A 14,824-nucleotide genomic window follows, 5' to 3' on the forward strand; every position below is an offset into this window, starting at 1 on the left:
GATGCTGGGGCGGGACGTGCTGGCCCTCCTCGGGGACGGGGCGGTCGGCCTGACGCGGCGCGAGCTGGACGTGACGGACCGGGGGGCGGTCCTGGCCGCGCTGCGGGCGCTGCGCCCGTCCGCGGTCGTCAACTGCGCGGCCTGGACGGCGGTGGACGACGCCGAGTCCCGCGAGGCCGAGGCCCTGGCGGTGAACGGCACGGCGGTACGGCACCTCGCCGAGGCGTGCGCGCTGGTCGGCTCGGCCCTGGTGCACGTCTCCACCGACTACGTCTTCGACGGCCACGCGCGCGTGCCGTACGCCGAGGGGGCGGTGCCCGGCCCCCGCACGGCGTACGGGCGGACCAAGCTGGCGGGCGAGCGGGCCGTGCTGGAACTCCTGCCGGAACGCGGGTACGTGGTGCGGACGGCATGGCTGTACGGGGCCGGCGGCGGCAACTTCGTCCGGACGATGATCCGGCTGGCCGCGTCGCGGCCGTCCGTGGACGTCGTGGACGACCAGCGCGGCCAGCCCACCTGGAGCGCCGACGTGGCCCGCCTGCTGGTCGCGCTGGTGGGGGCGCCGCCGGGGGTGTACCACGCCACGAACGGCGGCGACGGCACCTGGTACGACCTCGCCCGCGAGACGTTCCGCCTGCTGGGCGCGGACCCCGGGCGCGTCCGGCCGGCCACGAGCGCCTCTTTCCCCCGCCCGGCGCCGCGCCCCGCGTACAGCGTGCTGGGTCACGCCCGCTGGCGGGAGGCGGGCCTGCCCCCGCCGCGCGACTGGCGGGAGGCCCTGGCGGAGGGCTTCCCCGCGGTGCGGCGCGCCGCCAGCGGCTGAACCGGCCGTTGCCTTCCCGGTCCGGGGGTACACGCGGGTGGCAGGTCCGGACGGAAGGAGAGACGATGGCCGACTCGTCGATGAGGGCCGTGGGCTGGGCGCGCTGCTTCCCCGTGTCGGGTGGTGTGCGGGCGGGGCGGCGCTGGGCGCGGGAGCACCTGGAGTCGCTCGGCTGGACGAAGGACGCTCCCGAGACGGTGGACGACGTCCTTCTCACGGTGTCGGAGCTGATCACCAACGCGCATGTCCACGCGCACAGTTCCGCGCAGCTCGTGCTGACCTGGGACAGCCGGTGTCTGCACGTCAGCGTCCATGACGACGGCGGCGGTGTGCCCGCCCCGCGCACGCCCGACACCACGTCACCGGGCGGGCGCGGTCTGGCCCTGGTGGACGCCCTGGCGGACCACTGGCACACCCACGCCCAGCAGCACGGCAAGACCATCACCGCCTGCTTCACCCCGGCGGGATTCGGCTGAAACACCGCTGCGGCCCGCCCCCGGAAAGGGGGCGGGCCGCAGCGGAATACGCCGGAGATCAGCGGCGGAAGGCGTCCTTGGTGTTTTCCTTCGCCTGCCGGAGATCGCCCTTGGACTGCTCGGCGCGTCCTTCGGCTTCCATCCGCTCGTTACCGGTGGCCCGCCCGATCGTCTCCTTGACCTTGCCCTTGACCTGCTCGGTCTTGGCCTGTGCCTTCTCGTCGGCCGCCATCGGAATCACACTCCCATGCTCTCGACTACGGGATTGTTGTGGCGTGTTGCCGTGAAGCGTCCGCGTAAACCCGGAAAGAAAATCCCGGTGTTCGTCGTGTGATCTTCTTTATGCCGGGCACAAGCGGCCTCGGAGGTTGATAACCATGGTCCCGCTTCTTCTCGTTCTTCTTCTCGCACTGCTTCTTTTCGGCGCGGGTTTCGCCCTGAAGGTGCTCTGGTGGGTGGCGGCCATCGTGCTGGTCGTCTGGCTGGTCGGCTTCCTGGTCCGCCCGGCCGGCCACGGTGGCGCACGCGGCCGCTGGTACCGCTGGTAGCCCGCGGGGCACGGACACCACTGGTGCCGCGCAAGGGCACTGACGCACAACGACACTGACACCCCGTCACACGGATGCCGGGTGCCGCCTCCCGATGAGGCGGCACCCGGCATCCGCGCGTTCCGGCCGGGCGGTCGCGGCCGTGTCGCCGGTCAGCGGCGGGTCGCGGGGACGCGCGGCTGGGCGCCGTCCTCCGCGGCGGCGGCGCGGAGGCCGGCGTACCAGCGCGTACAGGTCTCGTACGCGGGCAGCAGGCCGGCGCGTTCGGCCTCGGCGAGCGTGGGCGCCGCGGCGTCCTTCTCGGAGAGGACGGGGGTGAGGCCGGCCGGCCAGTCGATGGCGAGGTCCGGGTCGAGCGGGTGGACGCCGTGCTCGCGGGCGGGGGCGTAGCCGCGCGAGCAGAGGTAGACGACGGTGGCGTCGTCGGTGAGGGCCATGAACGCGTGGCCGAGCCCCTCGGCGAGGTACACCGCCCGCCGGTCCCGGTCGTCGAGCCGGACGGCCTCCCACGCGCGGTAGGTGGGCGAGCCGGTGCGGAGGTCGACGAACACGTCCAGGACGGCGCCGCGCACACAGGTGACGTACTTGGCCTGGCCCGGCGGCACGTCGGCGAAGTGCACGCCCCTGAGGGTGCCCCGCGAGGACACCGAGCAGTTCGCCTGGGCGAGCCCGAGCCCGTACCCCGCCGCCTCGTGGAGCTCCGGCGCCCTGAACCACTCGTGGAAGCTGCCGCGGTCGTCCCGGAAGACCCGCGGCTCCATGACCCAGGCGCCTTCGATGCTCGTCTCGCGCACGCGTGACCCACCGTCCTTTCGTGTCGGTGGGTTCAACCGCCCCGCGCCCGGGCCGTCACCGAGGCCGCGTCCGACCGGGTGACGGGGCCCGGATGCGCAGGGCCCCGGCCGGTCAGGCCCTGAGCGCGGCGACCGCCGATGCCGCCAGGTCGTCGAGGTAGCCCTCCGGGAGCGGTGTGCGGACCACGACCAGGCGCCAGTACAGCGGGCCGACGATCAGGTCCAGGGCGCGGTCCGGATCGGCGCCCGCGGGCAGTTCGCCGCGTGCGACGGCGTCGCGGACGACCAGGGCGGCCACGCCCTGCTGCCCGTCCAGCAGGGCCGCCTTGATGGCGTCGGCGATCTCGGGGTGGCGGGCGGCCTCGACCAGCAGGTCCGGGATGACCTGGGAGGCGACCGGGTGGCGCAACGCGTGCGCGGCGACCTCCAGCAGGGCGCGGACGTCCCCGTACAGCGAGCCGGTGGCGGGGGCCGGGAGGCCCTGGGCGGCGAAGGCCGTCAGCAGGTCGAGGACGAGCGACAGCTTGGACTTCCAGCGCCGGTAGACGGCGGTCTTGCCGACGCCCGCGCGCCGGGCGATGCCTTCGATGGACATGCGGGCGAACCCCACGGCCGCCAGCTCCTCGAAGACGGCGGCCCGGATCGCTTCGGTGACGTCCTCGCGGAGTACGGCGGCTCCGGCGGGCTGCCGGCGGGGCGGGGGTGTGCTCATGCCCGGGATCATAGCGCCGCCCCACGCGACGACGGGACGGTTGCGTTCCGACGTGCTGGCGTCCTAGTCTCCCCGTAGCGACGAAACGGTCCCGTTCCGTCGCCAGTACGCGTCCGTACGCGTCCATGCTCGTCCGTACGGGTCCATGCGGAGGGAGACCGTGTTGTGAGTACGCAGACGCTCGCGCCGCCGGCAGCGCAGGAGCGCCCGGAGGACCTGCGGGCGCTGGCCCTGCGGCACGGGCTCGGCGTGAGCGGCGCACGGCCCGCCCTGCCCGAGTACGTCCGGCAGCTCTGGGCGAGGCGGCACTTCATCACCGCCTTCGCGACCGCCAAGCTGACCGCCCAGTACAGCCAGGCCCGGCTCGGCCAGGTCTGGCAGGTGATGACCCCGCTGCTGAACGCGGCGGTCTACTACGTCATCTTCGGTGTCCTGATGAACACCCGGGCCGGCGTGCCGGACTTCGTGCCGTTCCTGGTCACCGGCGTGTTCGTCTGGACGTTCACCTCCAGTTCGATCATGGCGGGCACCCGGGCGATCAGCGGCAACCTCGGCCTCGTACGGGCGCTGCACTTCCCGCGCGCCGCCCTGCCCGTGGCACTGGCGCTCCAGCAGCTCCAGCAGCTCGCCTTCTCGCTCTGCGCCCTGGCGGGCATCCTGCTCTGCGCCGGCGTCACGCCCGGCCGGTCCTGGCTGCTGGCCGTCCCCGCCCTGTTCCTCCAGTCGCTGTTCAACACGGGCGTGTCGCTGGTCATGGCGCGGCTCGCGGCCCGTACGCCCGACGTCGCGCAACTGATGCCGTTCCTGCTGCGCACCTGGATGTACGTGTCCGGCGTGATGTGGAGCGTCCAGCACGTGCTGGCCCACAACCACCTGCCGCACGCCGTGCTGCTGGCCCTGGAGTGCAACCCGGCCGCCGTGTACATCGACCTGGTGCGCTTCGCGCTCATCGACAGCTTCACCTCCGCCCAGTTGCCGCCGCACGTCTGGGCCGTGGCCACCGGCTGGGCGCTGGTCGCCGCCGTGGGCGGATTCATCTGGTTCTGGAAGGCTGAGGAGACGTACGGCCGTGGCTGAGACGACCGAGAGCAAGCGGATACCGACCGTCGTCGCCGACGGCGTGCACGTCACGTACACCGTCCAGGGCGCCGGCAGGGCCGCGAGGGGCGGCGCGACCGCCGCGCTCGGCCGCGTCCTGTCCCGTACGCGCACGACGCCCGGCACCCGGACGGTCCACGCCGTCAAGGGCGTCAGCTTCGCCGCGTACAAGGGCGAGGCGATCGGGCTGATCGGCTCCAACGGGTCGGGCAAGTCGACCCTGCTGAAGGCGGTCGCGGGCCTGCTGCCGACCAGCCAGGGCCGCATCTACACCCACGGCCAGCCGTCCCTCCTGGGGGTGAACGCCGCCCTGATGGGCGACCTGACCGGCGAGCGCAACGTGATCCTGGGCGGGCTCGCGATGGGGATGTCGCGCGAGGAGATCCAGGAGCGGTACCAGGACATCGTCGACTTCTCGGGGATCAACGAGAAGGGCGACTTCATCTCCCTGCCGATGCGGACCTACTCCTCCGGCATGGGCGCCCGGCTGCGGTTCTCCATCGCCGCCGCCAAGTCCCACGACGTGCTGCTGATCGACGAGGCGCTGGCCACCGGCGACGCGACGTTCCAGCGGCGCAGCCAGGAGCGCATCGGCGAGCTGCGCCGGCAGGCCGGGACGGTCTTCCTGGTCAGCCACAGCAACTCGGCGATCCGGCAGACGTGCGACCGCGCCATCTGGCTGGAGGCCGGACGGATGCTGATGGACGGCCCGGCGGGGGATGTTGTTGACGCATATGAGGCACACACCAGGAAGAAATAGGGCATAGCGGGCTACAGTGCGCACCGATGACCATTTATCGGATCAGCGAACGCCGCACGCCCCTCTTCACGGACCGGTCCTCAGCGCTCCCGCTGGCCGCCGTGTGGGCCTTCACGCGCGCCGGGATGCTCGTGCTGCTGTGGCGCGACAGCCTCGGCATCGGCGGGATCGGCCGCGAGGTCTACCTGCTGTACCGCCACTGGTACCAGCAGCTCTCGCAGGGCACGTTCCCGCCCGACGACGTCACCTGGCAGTACCCGCCCGGCGCCGGGCTGGTCTTCCTGGCCCCGGGCCACGTGCCGGAGCTGACGTACTACCAGGCGTTCGTCGCCCTGACGCTGCTCGCCGACGCCGTCGTCACCTTCGCGCTCGCGCGGGCCGGGACGAGCGGGGCGTGGCTGTGGGTGGCCGGCCTGCCGCTGCTGCTGCACCTGCCCCTGGCGCGGTACGACGTCCAGGTCACCGCCCTGGCGGTGCTCGGCCTGCTGGCGCTGCGGGGCGGGCACGCCCGGCTGGGCGGCGCCCTGGCCGGGCTCGGGGCGATGGTCAAGGTGTGGCCGCTGCTCACCCTGCTCGGCACACCGCGCGGTCACCTGACGCGCCGGGCGTGGACGGCGGCGCTGCTGGCGGCGGGGGTGCTGTTCACGGTCCTGGCGCTCGGGTTCTCGCACACCCTGGACTTCGCGCGCCAGCAGGGCAGCCGGGGCGTGCAGATCGAGTCGGTCGGCGGCAGCGCCCTGTCGCTGGCGAAGCTGTTCGGATGGTGGCCGGGCGAGGTGCGCTACCGGTACGGGGCCTTCGAGCTGGCCGGGCCGTACGCCTCCAGCGTGGCCCACTTCGCACTGGTGCTCACCGCGCTCGCCTTCTGCTGGCTGCTGCTGTGGCGGGTGCGGTCGTGGGACTGGAGCGTGGCGACCCCGGTGGACGCCGCGCTCACCGCGGTGCTGCTGTTCACGGTGACCAGCCGGGTGATCAGCCCCCAGTACATGGTGTGGCTGCTGGGCCTCGGCGCGGTCTGTCTGACCTGCCGGGACACCAGCCAGCGGACGGTGGCGCTGCTGCTGCTGCCGGCGGCGGCGCTGAGCGCGCTCGCGTACCCGGTGCTGTACGACCAGGTCGTCGCCGTCACGCCGGCCGGCGTCGCGGTGGTGGCGCTGCGCAACGGGCTGCTGGTGGCCGCCGCCCTGCTGTCCTGCCGCCGGCTGTGGACGGCGACGGTGCCGGGACCGCCCTCGCTGAAGGGGCTGTGAAACGCCGAAGCGCTCGGGAAACGCGGGGGCGCCCCGCCGGTGACCCGGCGGGGCGCCCCCGTTCGTGAGCCGTCAGGCGTGCGTACGCAGCAGCGTCCGCATCGTCCGCATGGCGACCGACAGGTTCGCCAGGTCGAAGGCGTCCGAGCCCTGGATCTCCTCCAGCGTGGTGCGCGCCCGGCCGAGGATCGCGGCGTTCTTCCGCTCCCACGCCGTGAACCGCTCCTCCGGCGTCGCCGTGCCGTTCCCTGCCGACAGCACGTCGGCGGTGAGCGCGGCGTGCGCGGCGTACAGGTCCTCGCGGATGGAGGCGCGGGCCATCGACTGCCAGCGGTCGGCGCGCGGCAGCTCGATGATCCGGTCCATGAGCTGGGTGATGGAGAGCCGGTCGGCCAGGTCGTAGTACACCTCGGCGACCGCCATCGGGTCCTTGCCCGTCCGGTCCGCGATCGCGACGATGTCGAGCGTCGGGAAGGCGGAGGAGAAGCCGGCCACCCGCAGCGCCAGCTCGTCCGGGACGCCCTCCGCGGTGAGCTCGGCCACGATCGACTCGTACCACTCCAGGTCGGCGCCGCGCAGCATCTGCGGCAGCTTCGCCCACACCTGCTCCACGCGCTCCGCGAAGAACTCGACGGTCTCGGCGAGCTGCACCGGCTGCGGCCGGTTGCCCAGCAGCCAGCGCGTACCGCGCTCGACCAGGCGCCGCGAGTGCAGCCGGATGCGGGTCTGGACGTCGGCCGGGACCCTGTTGTCGAGCGCCTCGACGGCGTCCCAGACCTCGCCCAGCCCGAAGATCGCCCGCGCGGCGGTCTGGGCCCGGACGATCTCCTCGATCGACGCGCCCGTCTCCTCCCGCAGCCGGTGCAGGAAGGTCGAGCCACCGGTGTTGACCGTGTCGTTGACCAGCACCGTGGTGATGATCTCGCGGCGCAGCGCGTGGGCGTCGATCTGCTCGGCGAACTCGTCGCGCAGCTTCGAGGGGAAGTACGCGTGCAGCAACTGGCGCAGGTACGGGTCGTCCGGCAGGTCCGTGTGGATCAGCTCGTCCGCCACCGTGATCTTGGTGTAGGCGAGGAGGACGGCCAGCTCGGGCTGGCTGAGCCCCTTGCCCGCGTTGAGCAGCTCGCGGATCTGGCGGTCGTTGGGCAGGAACTCCAGCGCCCGGTCGAGCCGGCCCTCGCGGCCCAGGCGGCGCATGAAGCGCTGGTGGGCGTGGAGGAGCGAGGGGGACTGCTTGACGGCGTTGGCCAGGGCCACGTTCTGCGCGTAGTTGTTGCGCAGCACCAGCGCGCCGACCTCGTCGGTCATCTCGGCGAGGATCTTGTTGCGCTGCTTGACGGTCATGTCGCCGTCAGCGACGAGGCCGTTCAACAGGATCTTGATGTTCACCTCGTGGTCGGAGGTGTCCACGCCCGCGCTGTTGTCGATGGCGTCGGTGTTGACCTTGCCGCCCTCGCCCCCGGGGCCGCCCTTCCGGGCGAACTCGATCCGGCCGAGCTGGGTCAGGCCCAGGTTGCCGCCCTCGCCGACGACCTTGACGCGCAGGTCCTCGCCGTTGACGCGGATGGCGTCGTTGGCCTTGTCGCCGACGTCGCCGTGCGACTCGGTGGTGGCCTTGACGTACGTACCGATGCCGCCGTTCCACAGCAGGTCCACCGGCGCCTTGAGGATCGCCTGCATCAGCTCGGCGGGGGTCAGCTTGGTGACCGTCCCCTCGATGCCGAGCGCCGCGCGCATGTGCGCGTTGACCGGGATCGACTTGGCCGTACGGGGGTGGATGCCGCCGCCGGGGGACAGCAGCTCCTTGTCGTAGTCGGCCCAGGAGCTGCGCGGCAGCTCGAACAGACGGCGCCGCTCGGCGTACGAGACGGCCGCGTCGGGGGTCGGGTCGATGAAGATGTGCCGGTGGTCGAAGGCGGCGACCAGCCGGATGTGCTCGCTCAGCAGCATGCCGTTGCCGAACACGTCACCCGACATGTCACCGACGCCGACGACCGTGAAGTCCTCGGTCTGCGTGTCGTGGCCCAGCTCCCGGAAGTGCCGCTTGACCGACTCCCACGCGCCGCGGGCGGTGATGCCCATGCCCTTGTGGTCGTAGCCGGCCGAGCCGCCGGAGGCGAAGGCGTCACCCAGCCAGAAGCCGTACGCGACCGCGACCTCGTTGGCGATGTCGGAGAACGTCGCCGTGCCCTTGTCGGCGGCGACGACCAGGTAGGTGTCGTCCTCGTCGTGCCGGACGACGTCCGCCGGCGGCACGACCTCGCCCGCCACCATGTTGTCGGTGATGTCGAGCAGCGCCGAGATGAACGTCTTGTAGCTGGCGATGCCCTCGGCCATCCAGGCGTCACGGTCGACGGCCGGGTCCGGGAGCTGCTTGGCGACGAAGCCGCCCTTGGCGCCGACCGGCACGATGACGGTGTTCTTCACCATCTGCGCCTTGACCAGGCCGAGAATCTCCGTACGGAAGTCCTCGCGCCGGTCGGACCAGCGCAGGCCGCCTCGGGCGACCTTGCCGAAGCGCAGGTGGACGCCCTCGACGCGCGGGGAGTACACCCAGATCTCGAACGCCGGGCGCGGCGCCGGGAGGTCGGGGATGGCCTGCGGGTCGAACTTCATCGACACGTAGTCGTGCGGGGCGCCGTCGTCCTTCTTCTGGAAGAAGTTGGTGCGCAGCGTGGCCTTGATGACGGTGAGGAAGGAGCGCAGGATGCGGTCCTCGTCGAGGGAGGCGACCTGGTCCAGCGCGCCGTCCAGCTCCTCCAGCAGCCCGTCGATCAGCTCGGTGCCGGCCCGCTGCCGCTCCGGCGACATCCGCGCCTCGAACAGGGAGACCAGCAGCCGGGTGGTGTGGACGTTGTGGCGGAGGGTGTCCTCCATGTAGTCCTGGCTGAACGTCGAACCGGCCTGGCGCATGTACTTGGCGTACGCGCGCAGCACCATCGCCTGGCGCCAGCCGAGCCCGGCGCTCAGCACCAGCGCGTTGAACCCGTCGTTCTCGGCGCGGCCGGTCCAGGTCGCGGCGAACGCCTCCTGGAACCGCTCACGGGCGTCGTCGGCGAGGTAGTCACCGCCGCCCGATCCGTGCGGCATCCGCAGCCCGAAGTCGTAGATCCACGCCTGGGTGCGGTCCGCGCAGCGCAGCTCGTACGGGCGCTCGTCGACGACCTCGACGCCGAGCCGGTTGAGGACCGGCAGGACGGCGGAGAGGGAGATCTGGGCGCCGGTCTTGTAGATCTTGAAGCGGCGTTCGCCGGGGCCCGCGCCGACCGGCTCGTACAGGGAGAGGGCGAACTCCTTCTCGCCCCGGACGAGCTGCTCCAGGTGGGACAGGTCGGCGACGGCGGCACGCGGGGTGTGGTCGGCCTTGTACCCCTCGGGGAAGGAGGTGCCGTAGCGGCGCAGCAGCTCGGCGGCGCGCTCCTCGCCGATCTCGGCGTTGAGCGCCTCGGCGAAGCCGTCCTCCCAGGAGCGGGCGGCCTCGACGAGCCGGGCCTCGATGCGCTCGCTGTCGGCGTCGGTGAGCGGGGTCAGCTCGGTGCCCTGCGGGACGCGGACGACGAAGTGCAGCCGGGAGAGGATGGACTCGGTGTTCCAGGCGGTGAAGTCGACGCTGGTGCCGCCGAGCTCCTCCTTGAGGATGTCGATGATCCGCAGCCGGACGGTGGTGTTGAAGCGGTCGCGCGGCAGGTAGACCAGTGCGGAGTAGTAGCGGCCGTACTCGTCCTGGCGCAGGTAGAGCCGCAGCTTGCGGCGCTCCTGGAGGTACAGCACGCTCGTGGCGATCGACTTGAGCTGGTCGACCGGCGTCTGGAACAGCTCGTCGCGCGGGTAGGTCTCCAGGATCTGGAGCAGGTCGCGGCCGTCGTGGCTGTTGGGCGAGAAGCCGGCCTGGTCGAGGACCTCGGCGACCTTGCGGCGGATAACCGGCACGCGGCGCACGGACTCGGTGTACGCGGCCGACGAGAACAGGCCGAGGAAGCGCCGCTCACCGACGACGTTGCCGTCCTTGTCGAACTTCTTCACCCCGACGTAGTCGAGGTAGGACGGCCGGTGCACGGTGGCGCGGCTGTTGGCCTTGGTGAGGATGAGCAGCTTGTGCTCGCGGGCCTTGGCGCGGGCGTCGCGCGGCAGCCGGTTGAAGGAGGGCGAGACGGGGTGGGCCTCGTCGTCGCTGTGGTGCGGGTCGGAGCGGAGGATGCCCAGGCCGGTGCCGGGAACGGCGGACAGCGCGTCGTCGCTGGTCAGCTCGTACTCGCGGTAGCCGAGGAAGGTGAAATGGTCGTCGGCGAGCCAGCGCAGCAGCTCGCGGGCCTCCTCGACCTCGGACTCGCGCAGGTCGTCGGCGATCGGCTCGCGGGGCAGGCCCTCGGCGATGCGCAGCGCGGCGTCGCGCATCTTCTCCCAGTCCTCGACCGTCTCGCGGACGTCGGACAGGACGCGCAGCAGGTCGGCGGTGATCTGCTTGAGGTCGGCGCGGTCGGTCTCACGGTCGATCTCGACGTGGATCCACGACTCGGTGAGGGCGTCGTGCCGGTCCTTGCCGTCGCCGCCGGCGGGGAGCACCTCGATGAGCTTGCCGGTGACGTCACGGCGGACGACGACCTGCGGGTGGATCACGACGTGGATGCCGCGGCCCTGCCGGGACAGCTCGTTGGTGACGGAGTCGACCAGGAACGGCATGTCGTCGGTCACGACCTCGACGACGGAGTGGCTGCACGTCCAGCCGTTCTCCTCGACGGTGGGCGTGTGCACGCGGACGCTGGCCGTGCCCTGGGGGCGGTTCTCGGCCAGCCGGTAGTGCGAAAGGGCCGCGCCGAAGACATCCACCGGGTCACGGTCCGTGAGGTCCTCGGGAGCGGTGTGCAGGTAGTAGCGCTGGAGGTATTCGAGAACGATGTCCTGGTCCGGACGTTCCCCGGTCTCGGCCCCAGTCTGGAGTTGCCCCCCGACCGGGCTGTTCTCAGCTACCCGGGCGGCCCGTTCGAGCAGCTCGGCCTTGGCTTCGTCCAGCTTGGTCTGCATGTCCTCTGGCTCCTGTCGCGCGCCGTTGCGTGACGTAGGTGAAAGAAGTGACACAACGCCACGACGCGGGGTATCCGGTCTGAGGCGACGTTATGCCGCGATGAGAGATGTCCGGGCCGTTATTGGCCAATTTTGGCGACCGGGCCGGATGGGACGGGTCAGCGATCGCCCGGGCACGGTGGCACTCCGGGCGCCGGCCGGGGGCTCCGCTGCCCCCATGGCGTATCGCGCTGATCACGGGTCCAGGCTATCGCTCCTGACCCCCGGCCCGTCATGAGCCGTATGTGTACAAAACCCGGCCCCGAAGTTTGACACTCTGGACAGCGACACGTGTCCTGTTGGCAAACACCTCCCAGCAGAGGCAGGCAGTGATGACCGTGAAGATCCTGATCGTCACCGGCGACGCGGCGGAATCCCTGGAAGTCCTGTACCCGTACCAGCGACTGCGCGAGGAGGGGTACGAGGTCCACATCGCCGCCCCTGCCCGCAAGCAGCTCCGGTTCGTCGTCCACGACTTCGAGCCGGGCTACGACACGTACACCGAGAAGCCCGGCTACACCTGGCCGGCCGACCTGGCGTTCTCGGAGGTCGAGCCCAGCCAGTACGCCGCCGTGGTCATCCCGGGCGGGCGGGCCCCCGAGTACCTCCGCAACGACCCGGAACTCCGCAAGATCCTCAAGTCCTTCTTCGACGCCGACAAGCCGGTCGCGCAGATCTGCCACGGCCCGCTCCTGACGGCGGCGGTCGGCGCCCTGGACGGCCGCCACGTCACGGCCTACCCGGCGCTGGAGCTCGACATGCAGGCCGCCGGCGCCACCTTCCAGGACACGGAGGCCGTGGTCGACGGCACCCTGGTGTCGTCCCGTGCCTGGCCGGACCACCCGGTCTGGATGCGCGAGTTCCTCAAGATCCTGCGCACCACGTCCCCGGCGGCCTGACAAGTCCCTTCCGACCGCTCACACCACCCGCAACCCCTGCCGCCCGCAGCCGCCGACGGCGCGGAAGCCCCACAGGAGGACCCGCACCGACTCTCCCACCCGCACGGGCCGTGCGGGTGGGAACCCAGCCCGGCGCCGCCAGGCCGGGCGCACCCCACCGGGCCGCACCCGCGTGCGCACGTCGCCACCGCCGCCCCGTCAGCAGCACCGCACCGCCCGCCAAGGGCACCGCCCCGCCCGCCGAAGGCACCGCACCGCCCCGTCAGCAGCACCGCACCGCCCGCCGAAGGCACCGCACCGCCCCGCACCCGGGCCCGGCCCGACCGCCCGTCCAAGGGCTACGCCGCCAGCTCCTCCGCGACCGCCACCGCTTCCTCCAGCGTGTCCACCACCGGCACGCCCGCCGCCGCCAGGCTGGCCCGGCTGTGCGAGCCGCCCGTGTACAGCACCGCCCGCGCGCCCACGTGCGCCGCCGCCACCGCGTCGTCCACCGCGTCTCCGATCACGACGATCCGCTCGGGCGCCACGCCCTCCAGCGCCACCAGGTGCCGGACCATGTGCTCCGCCTTGCCGGAGGTGGACTCGCCTATGCGCCCGTCCACCCGGACGAACCGCTCCTCGATGCCGTGCCGCCGCACGATCGGCACCAGCAGCTCGTGCGGGGCCAGGGAGAGCAGGGACTGCGTGAGCCCCGCCGCCTGTCGCGCGGCCAGCAGCTCGGCCGCGCCGTCCGCGAGCCCGCACACCTCGGCCCGCACCCAGTAGTGCCGGTGGAAGGCCTCGTCCATCACGAGCCACTCCGCCTCCGTCGGCAGGCGCCCCATCAGCCGCTCGTAGAACAGCGGCACCGGCACGCAGTACAGCTCCCGGTACCGCGCGAGGGTGATCGGCTCCAGGCCTATCTCCTCGAACGCGGCGTTCGTCGCCCCGATGACCGCGTCGATGTCATTGAGCAGCGTGCCGTTCCAGTCCCACACCAGGTGGGTGTCGCGCTTCCCCATGCAAAGAAGGTACCGGCCCGGTCCGACAACGTGCCCTCACCGGCAACGGCCCACGGTTCAGCCGATCAACCCGGGAATCTCCTGCACCCCGAACCACAGCAGTTCGTGGTCCTCCGCCCCGTCGACCACGAACTGCGCGTCGTCGTCGCCGTGGTCCGCCGCGCCCAGCGCCCCGGCCGCCGCCGCCACGTCCGCCTCCGCGTCGTCCGCGTCCACGTGCACCGCCGCCGCCTTGGCCAGCGGCACGGCCCGCGCGATGCGCACCTCGCCCACCGAGGACGGGTCCAGCGCCCCGTCGGGGTCGGCGACCGCGGCCCCGTCGGGTACGTCGACGGCCACGACGACCCGGCGCCGCGCCGCCGACGGATCGGCGGCCAGCATCCGCAGCGACGCGGCCGCCGCCCGGCTCAGGGCGGCGTACTCCAGCTCCTCGATGTCGTCCGAGACGTACCACTCGCGCAGCCCGGGCGTCACCGCGTACGCGGTCAGGGGGCCGGGGCCCAGCTCACCCGTCGTGTGCGCCTGTGCGAGACCGGGGAGGGTCAGGGGGACATAGACGCGCATGGCAGGCCGCTTTCGTAGTCGACAGACGGCCCTCAGGATACGTGCGCCGGTCCCCCTTCGGGCCCGGTGGTCACCGGGCCGCCACGTCCACCCCGCGCCCCGCCGCCACCGGTCCCGCCGCACGCCGGCGCCCCCGCCGCCACCCGGATAGGTGATCCGCCCACGACTTCGGCACCCGCCGCGCCGCCGATTGCGACCGCCCGCTCCGGCCCCGTAGAAGATCACCACCGAAAAGTTACCGCCCGGTAGAAACCGGGCCTCACGGACGGGGGCGATCATGAGCAGCACCGCAACCAGGACGACGTCCGGCCCGGCCCGCCGCGGGGGCCGGCGCGGCCCCGGCACGACCCGGCCCGCCTCACCCCGCCCGGCCGCCGGCCCCACCACACCCCGCACACCCGCACCCCGCACACCCGCCCCCCGCGCCGCCGGCCCGCACGCCCCGGCGCCCGGCCCCGCCGCCCCGCGCACGCCGCACGTCCCCGCACCCCGCACGGCCGTGCGCGGCCCGCTCGCGCCCCAGCACCTCTTCGCCGAACGGCTGCTCGCCGTCCTCAGCGGTGAGCGCCCCGTCCACTGGATGCTCGGCCGGACCGTCGGCGAGGCGTACGACCAGCTCATCCGGCTCGCGCCCACCACGCCGCTGCGCGTCCACGGCGCACGGCCCGTCATCCGCCGCTGCGGCGGCTTCCCCCTGCGTCCGGGCGTGATCGAGGCGTACGCGAGCATCGCGGCGGGCGACCGGGTCAGGGCGATGGCGTTCCGCCTGGAGCAGGGTCCCGACCGCAGATGGCGCTGTGCCGCCGTCGAACTCGGCGGCGAACGGTCCTGACACGAC

General features: G+C 72.5%; 14 protein-coding genes. 8 read left to right on the forward strand and 6 right to left on the reverse strand.

Features of this window, described 5'->3' with window-relative positions:
• The first annotated feature begins 1 nt into the window (after position 1).
• Entirely contained in the window at positions 2-823 is an 822-nt protein-coding gene (gene rfbD, locus E2B92_RS17115) for a dTDP-4-dehydrorhamnose reductase (protein WP_235023860.1), read from the forward strand.
• Between the two features lie 65 nt (positions 824-888).
• A complete protein-coding gene (locus tag E2B92_RS17120) occupies positions 889-1,299 on the forward strand; it encodes an ATP-binding protein (RefSeq protein WP_185923702.1) in 411 nt (136 codons plus the stop codon).
• A gap of 58 nt (positions 1,300-1,357) precedes the next feature.
• Here E2B92_RS17120 and E2B92_RS17125 read toward each other — a convergent pair whose 3' ends face one another.
• On the reverse strand, positions 1,358-1,531 hold the full coding sequence (locus tag E2B92_RS17125; RefSeq protein WP_126887935.1) for a CsbD family protein: 174 nt from the start codon (positions 1,529-1,531) through the stop codon (positions 1,358-1,360).
• 145 nt (positions 1,532-1,676) lie between these two features.
• Between E2B92_RS17125 and E2B92_RS17130 the strand changes: the two genes are divergently transcribed.
• Positions 1,677-1,847 (forward strand): hydrophobic protein, encoded by a 171-nt coding sequence (locus E2B92_RS17130; RefSeq protein ID WP_126887936.1) that lies wholly within the window; start codon positions 1,677-1,679, stop codon positions 1,845-1,847.
• Between the two features lie 152 nt (positions 1,848-1,999).
• Here E2B92_RS17130 and rfbC read toward each other — a convergent pair whose 3' ends face one another.
• Both rfbC and E2B92_RS17140 read right to left on the reverse strand, forming a co-directional pair.
• Positions 2,000-2,641, reverse strand: coding sequence for a dTDP-4-dehydrorhamnose 3,5-epimerase (gene rfbC / locus E2B92_RS17135; RefSeq protein WP_126887937.1), 642 nt, complete (start codon positions 2,639-2,641; stop codon positions 2,000-2,002).
• 112 nt (positions 2,642-2,753) lie between these two features.
• Positions 2,754-3,353, reverse strand: a complete 600-nt coding sequence (locus E2B92_RS17140) for a TetR/AcrR family transcriptional regulator (protein ID WP_235023855.1) — start codon at positions 3,351-3,353, stop codon at positions 2,754-2,756.
• 165 nt (positions 3,354-3,518) lie between these two features.
• On the opposite strand from E2B92_RS17140, the gene E2B92_RS17145 reads away from it, so the two are divergent.
• Genes E2B92_RS17145 through E2B92_RS17155 form a run of 3 tightly spaced genes read left to right on the forward strand, consistent with a single transcriptional unit; the run spans position 3,519 to position 6,461 of the window.
• Entirely contained in the window at positions 3,519-4,430 is a 912-nt protein-coding gene (locus E2B92_RS17145; RefSeq protein WP_126887939.1) for an ABC transporter permease, read from the forward strand.
• Complete coding sequence (locus tag E2B92_RS17150) at positions 4,423-5,211, forward strand: ABC transporter ATP-binding protein (RefSeq protein ID WP_126887940.1); 789 nt, start codon at positions 4,423-4,425, stop codon at positions 5,209-5,211. The genes E2B92_RS17145 and E2B92_RS17150 overlap by 8 nt, the downstream gene beginning before the upstream one ends.
• Positions 5,212-5,237: 26 nt before the next feature.
• Positions 5,238-6,461 (forward strand): glycosyltransferase 87 family protein, encoded by a 1,224-nt coding sequence (locus E2B92_RS17155; protein WP_235023856.1) that lies wholly within the window; start codon positions 5,238-5,240, stop codon positions 6,459-6,461.
• A gap of 72 nt (positions 6,462-6,533) precedes the next feature.
• Here the strand turns inward: E2B92_RS17155 and E2B92_RS17160 are convergent, their stop codons facing one another.
• Positions 6,534-11,483, reverse strand: a complete 4,950-nt coding sequence (locus E2B92_RS17160; protein WP_126887941.1) for an NAD-glutamate dehydrogenase — start codon at positions 11,481-11,483, stop codon at positions 6,534-6,536.
• Between the two features lie 371 nt (positions 11,484-11,854).
• On the opposite strand from E2B92_RS17160, the gene E2B92_RS17165 reads away from it, so the two are divergent.
• A complete protein-coding gene (locus E2B92_RS17165) occupies positions 11,855-12,421 on the forward strand; it encodes a DJ-1/PfpI family protein (RefSeq protein ID WP_126887942.1) in 567 nt (188 codons plus the stop codon).
• Positions 12,422-12,759: 338 nt separating this feature from the next.
• Here E2B92_RS17165 and E2B92_RS17170 read toward each other — a convergent pair whose 3' ends face one another.
• Positions 12,760-13,422: an HAD family hydrolase gene (locus E2B92_RS17170; protein ID WP_126887943.1), complete on the reverse strand. Its 663-nt coding sequence runs from the start codon at positions 13,420-13,422 to the stop codon at positions 12,760-12,762.
• A gap of 57 nt (positions 13,423-13,479) precedes the next feature.
• A complete protein-coding gene (locus E2B92_RS17175; RefSeq protein ID WP_126887944.1) occupies positions 13,480-13,986 on the reverse strand; it encodes a DUF6912 family protein in 507 nt (168 codons plus the stop codon).
• Positions 13,987-14,263: 277 nt separating this feature from the next.
• On the opposite strand from E2B92_RS17175, the gene E2B92_RS33440 reads away from it, so the two are divergent.
• Positions 14,264-14,818, forward strand: coding sequence for an Rv3235 family protein (locus E2B92_RS33440; protein ID WP_235023857.1), 555 nt, complete (start codon positions 14,264-14,266; stop codon positions 14,816-14,818).
• Positions 14,819-14,824: the final 6 nt, after the last annotated feature.

This window comes from Streptomyces sp. WAC05374 (assembly GCF_004353505.1).
In the GTDB taxonomy this organism is placed as follows: domain Bacteria; phylum Actinomycetota; class Actinomycetes; order Streptomycetales; family Streptomycetaceae; genus Streptomyces.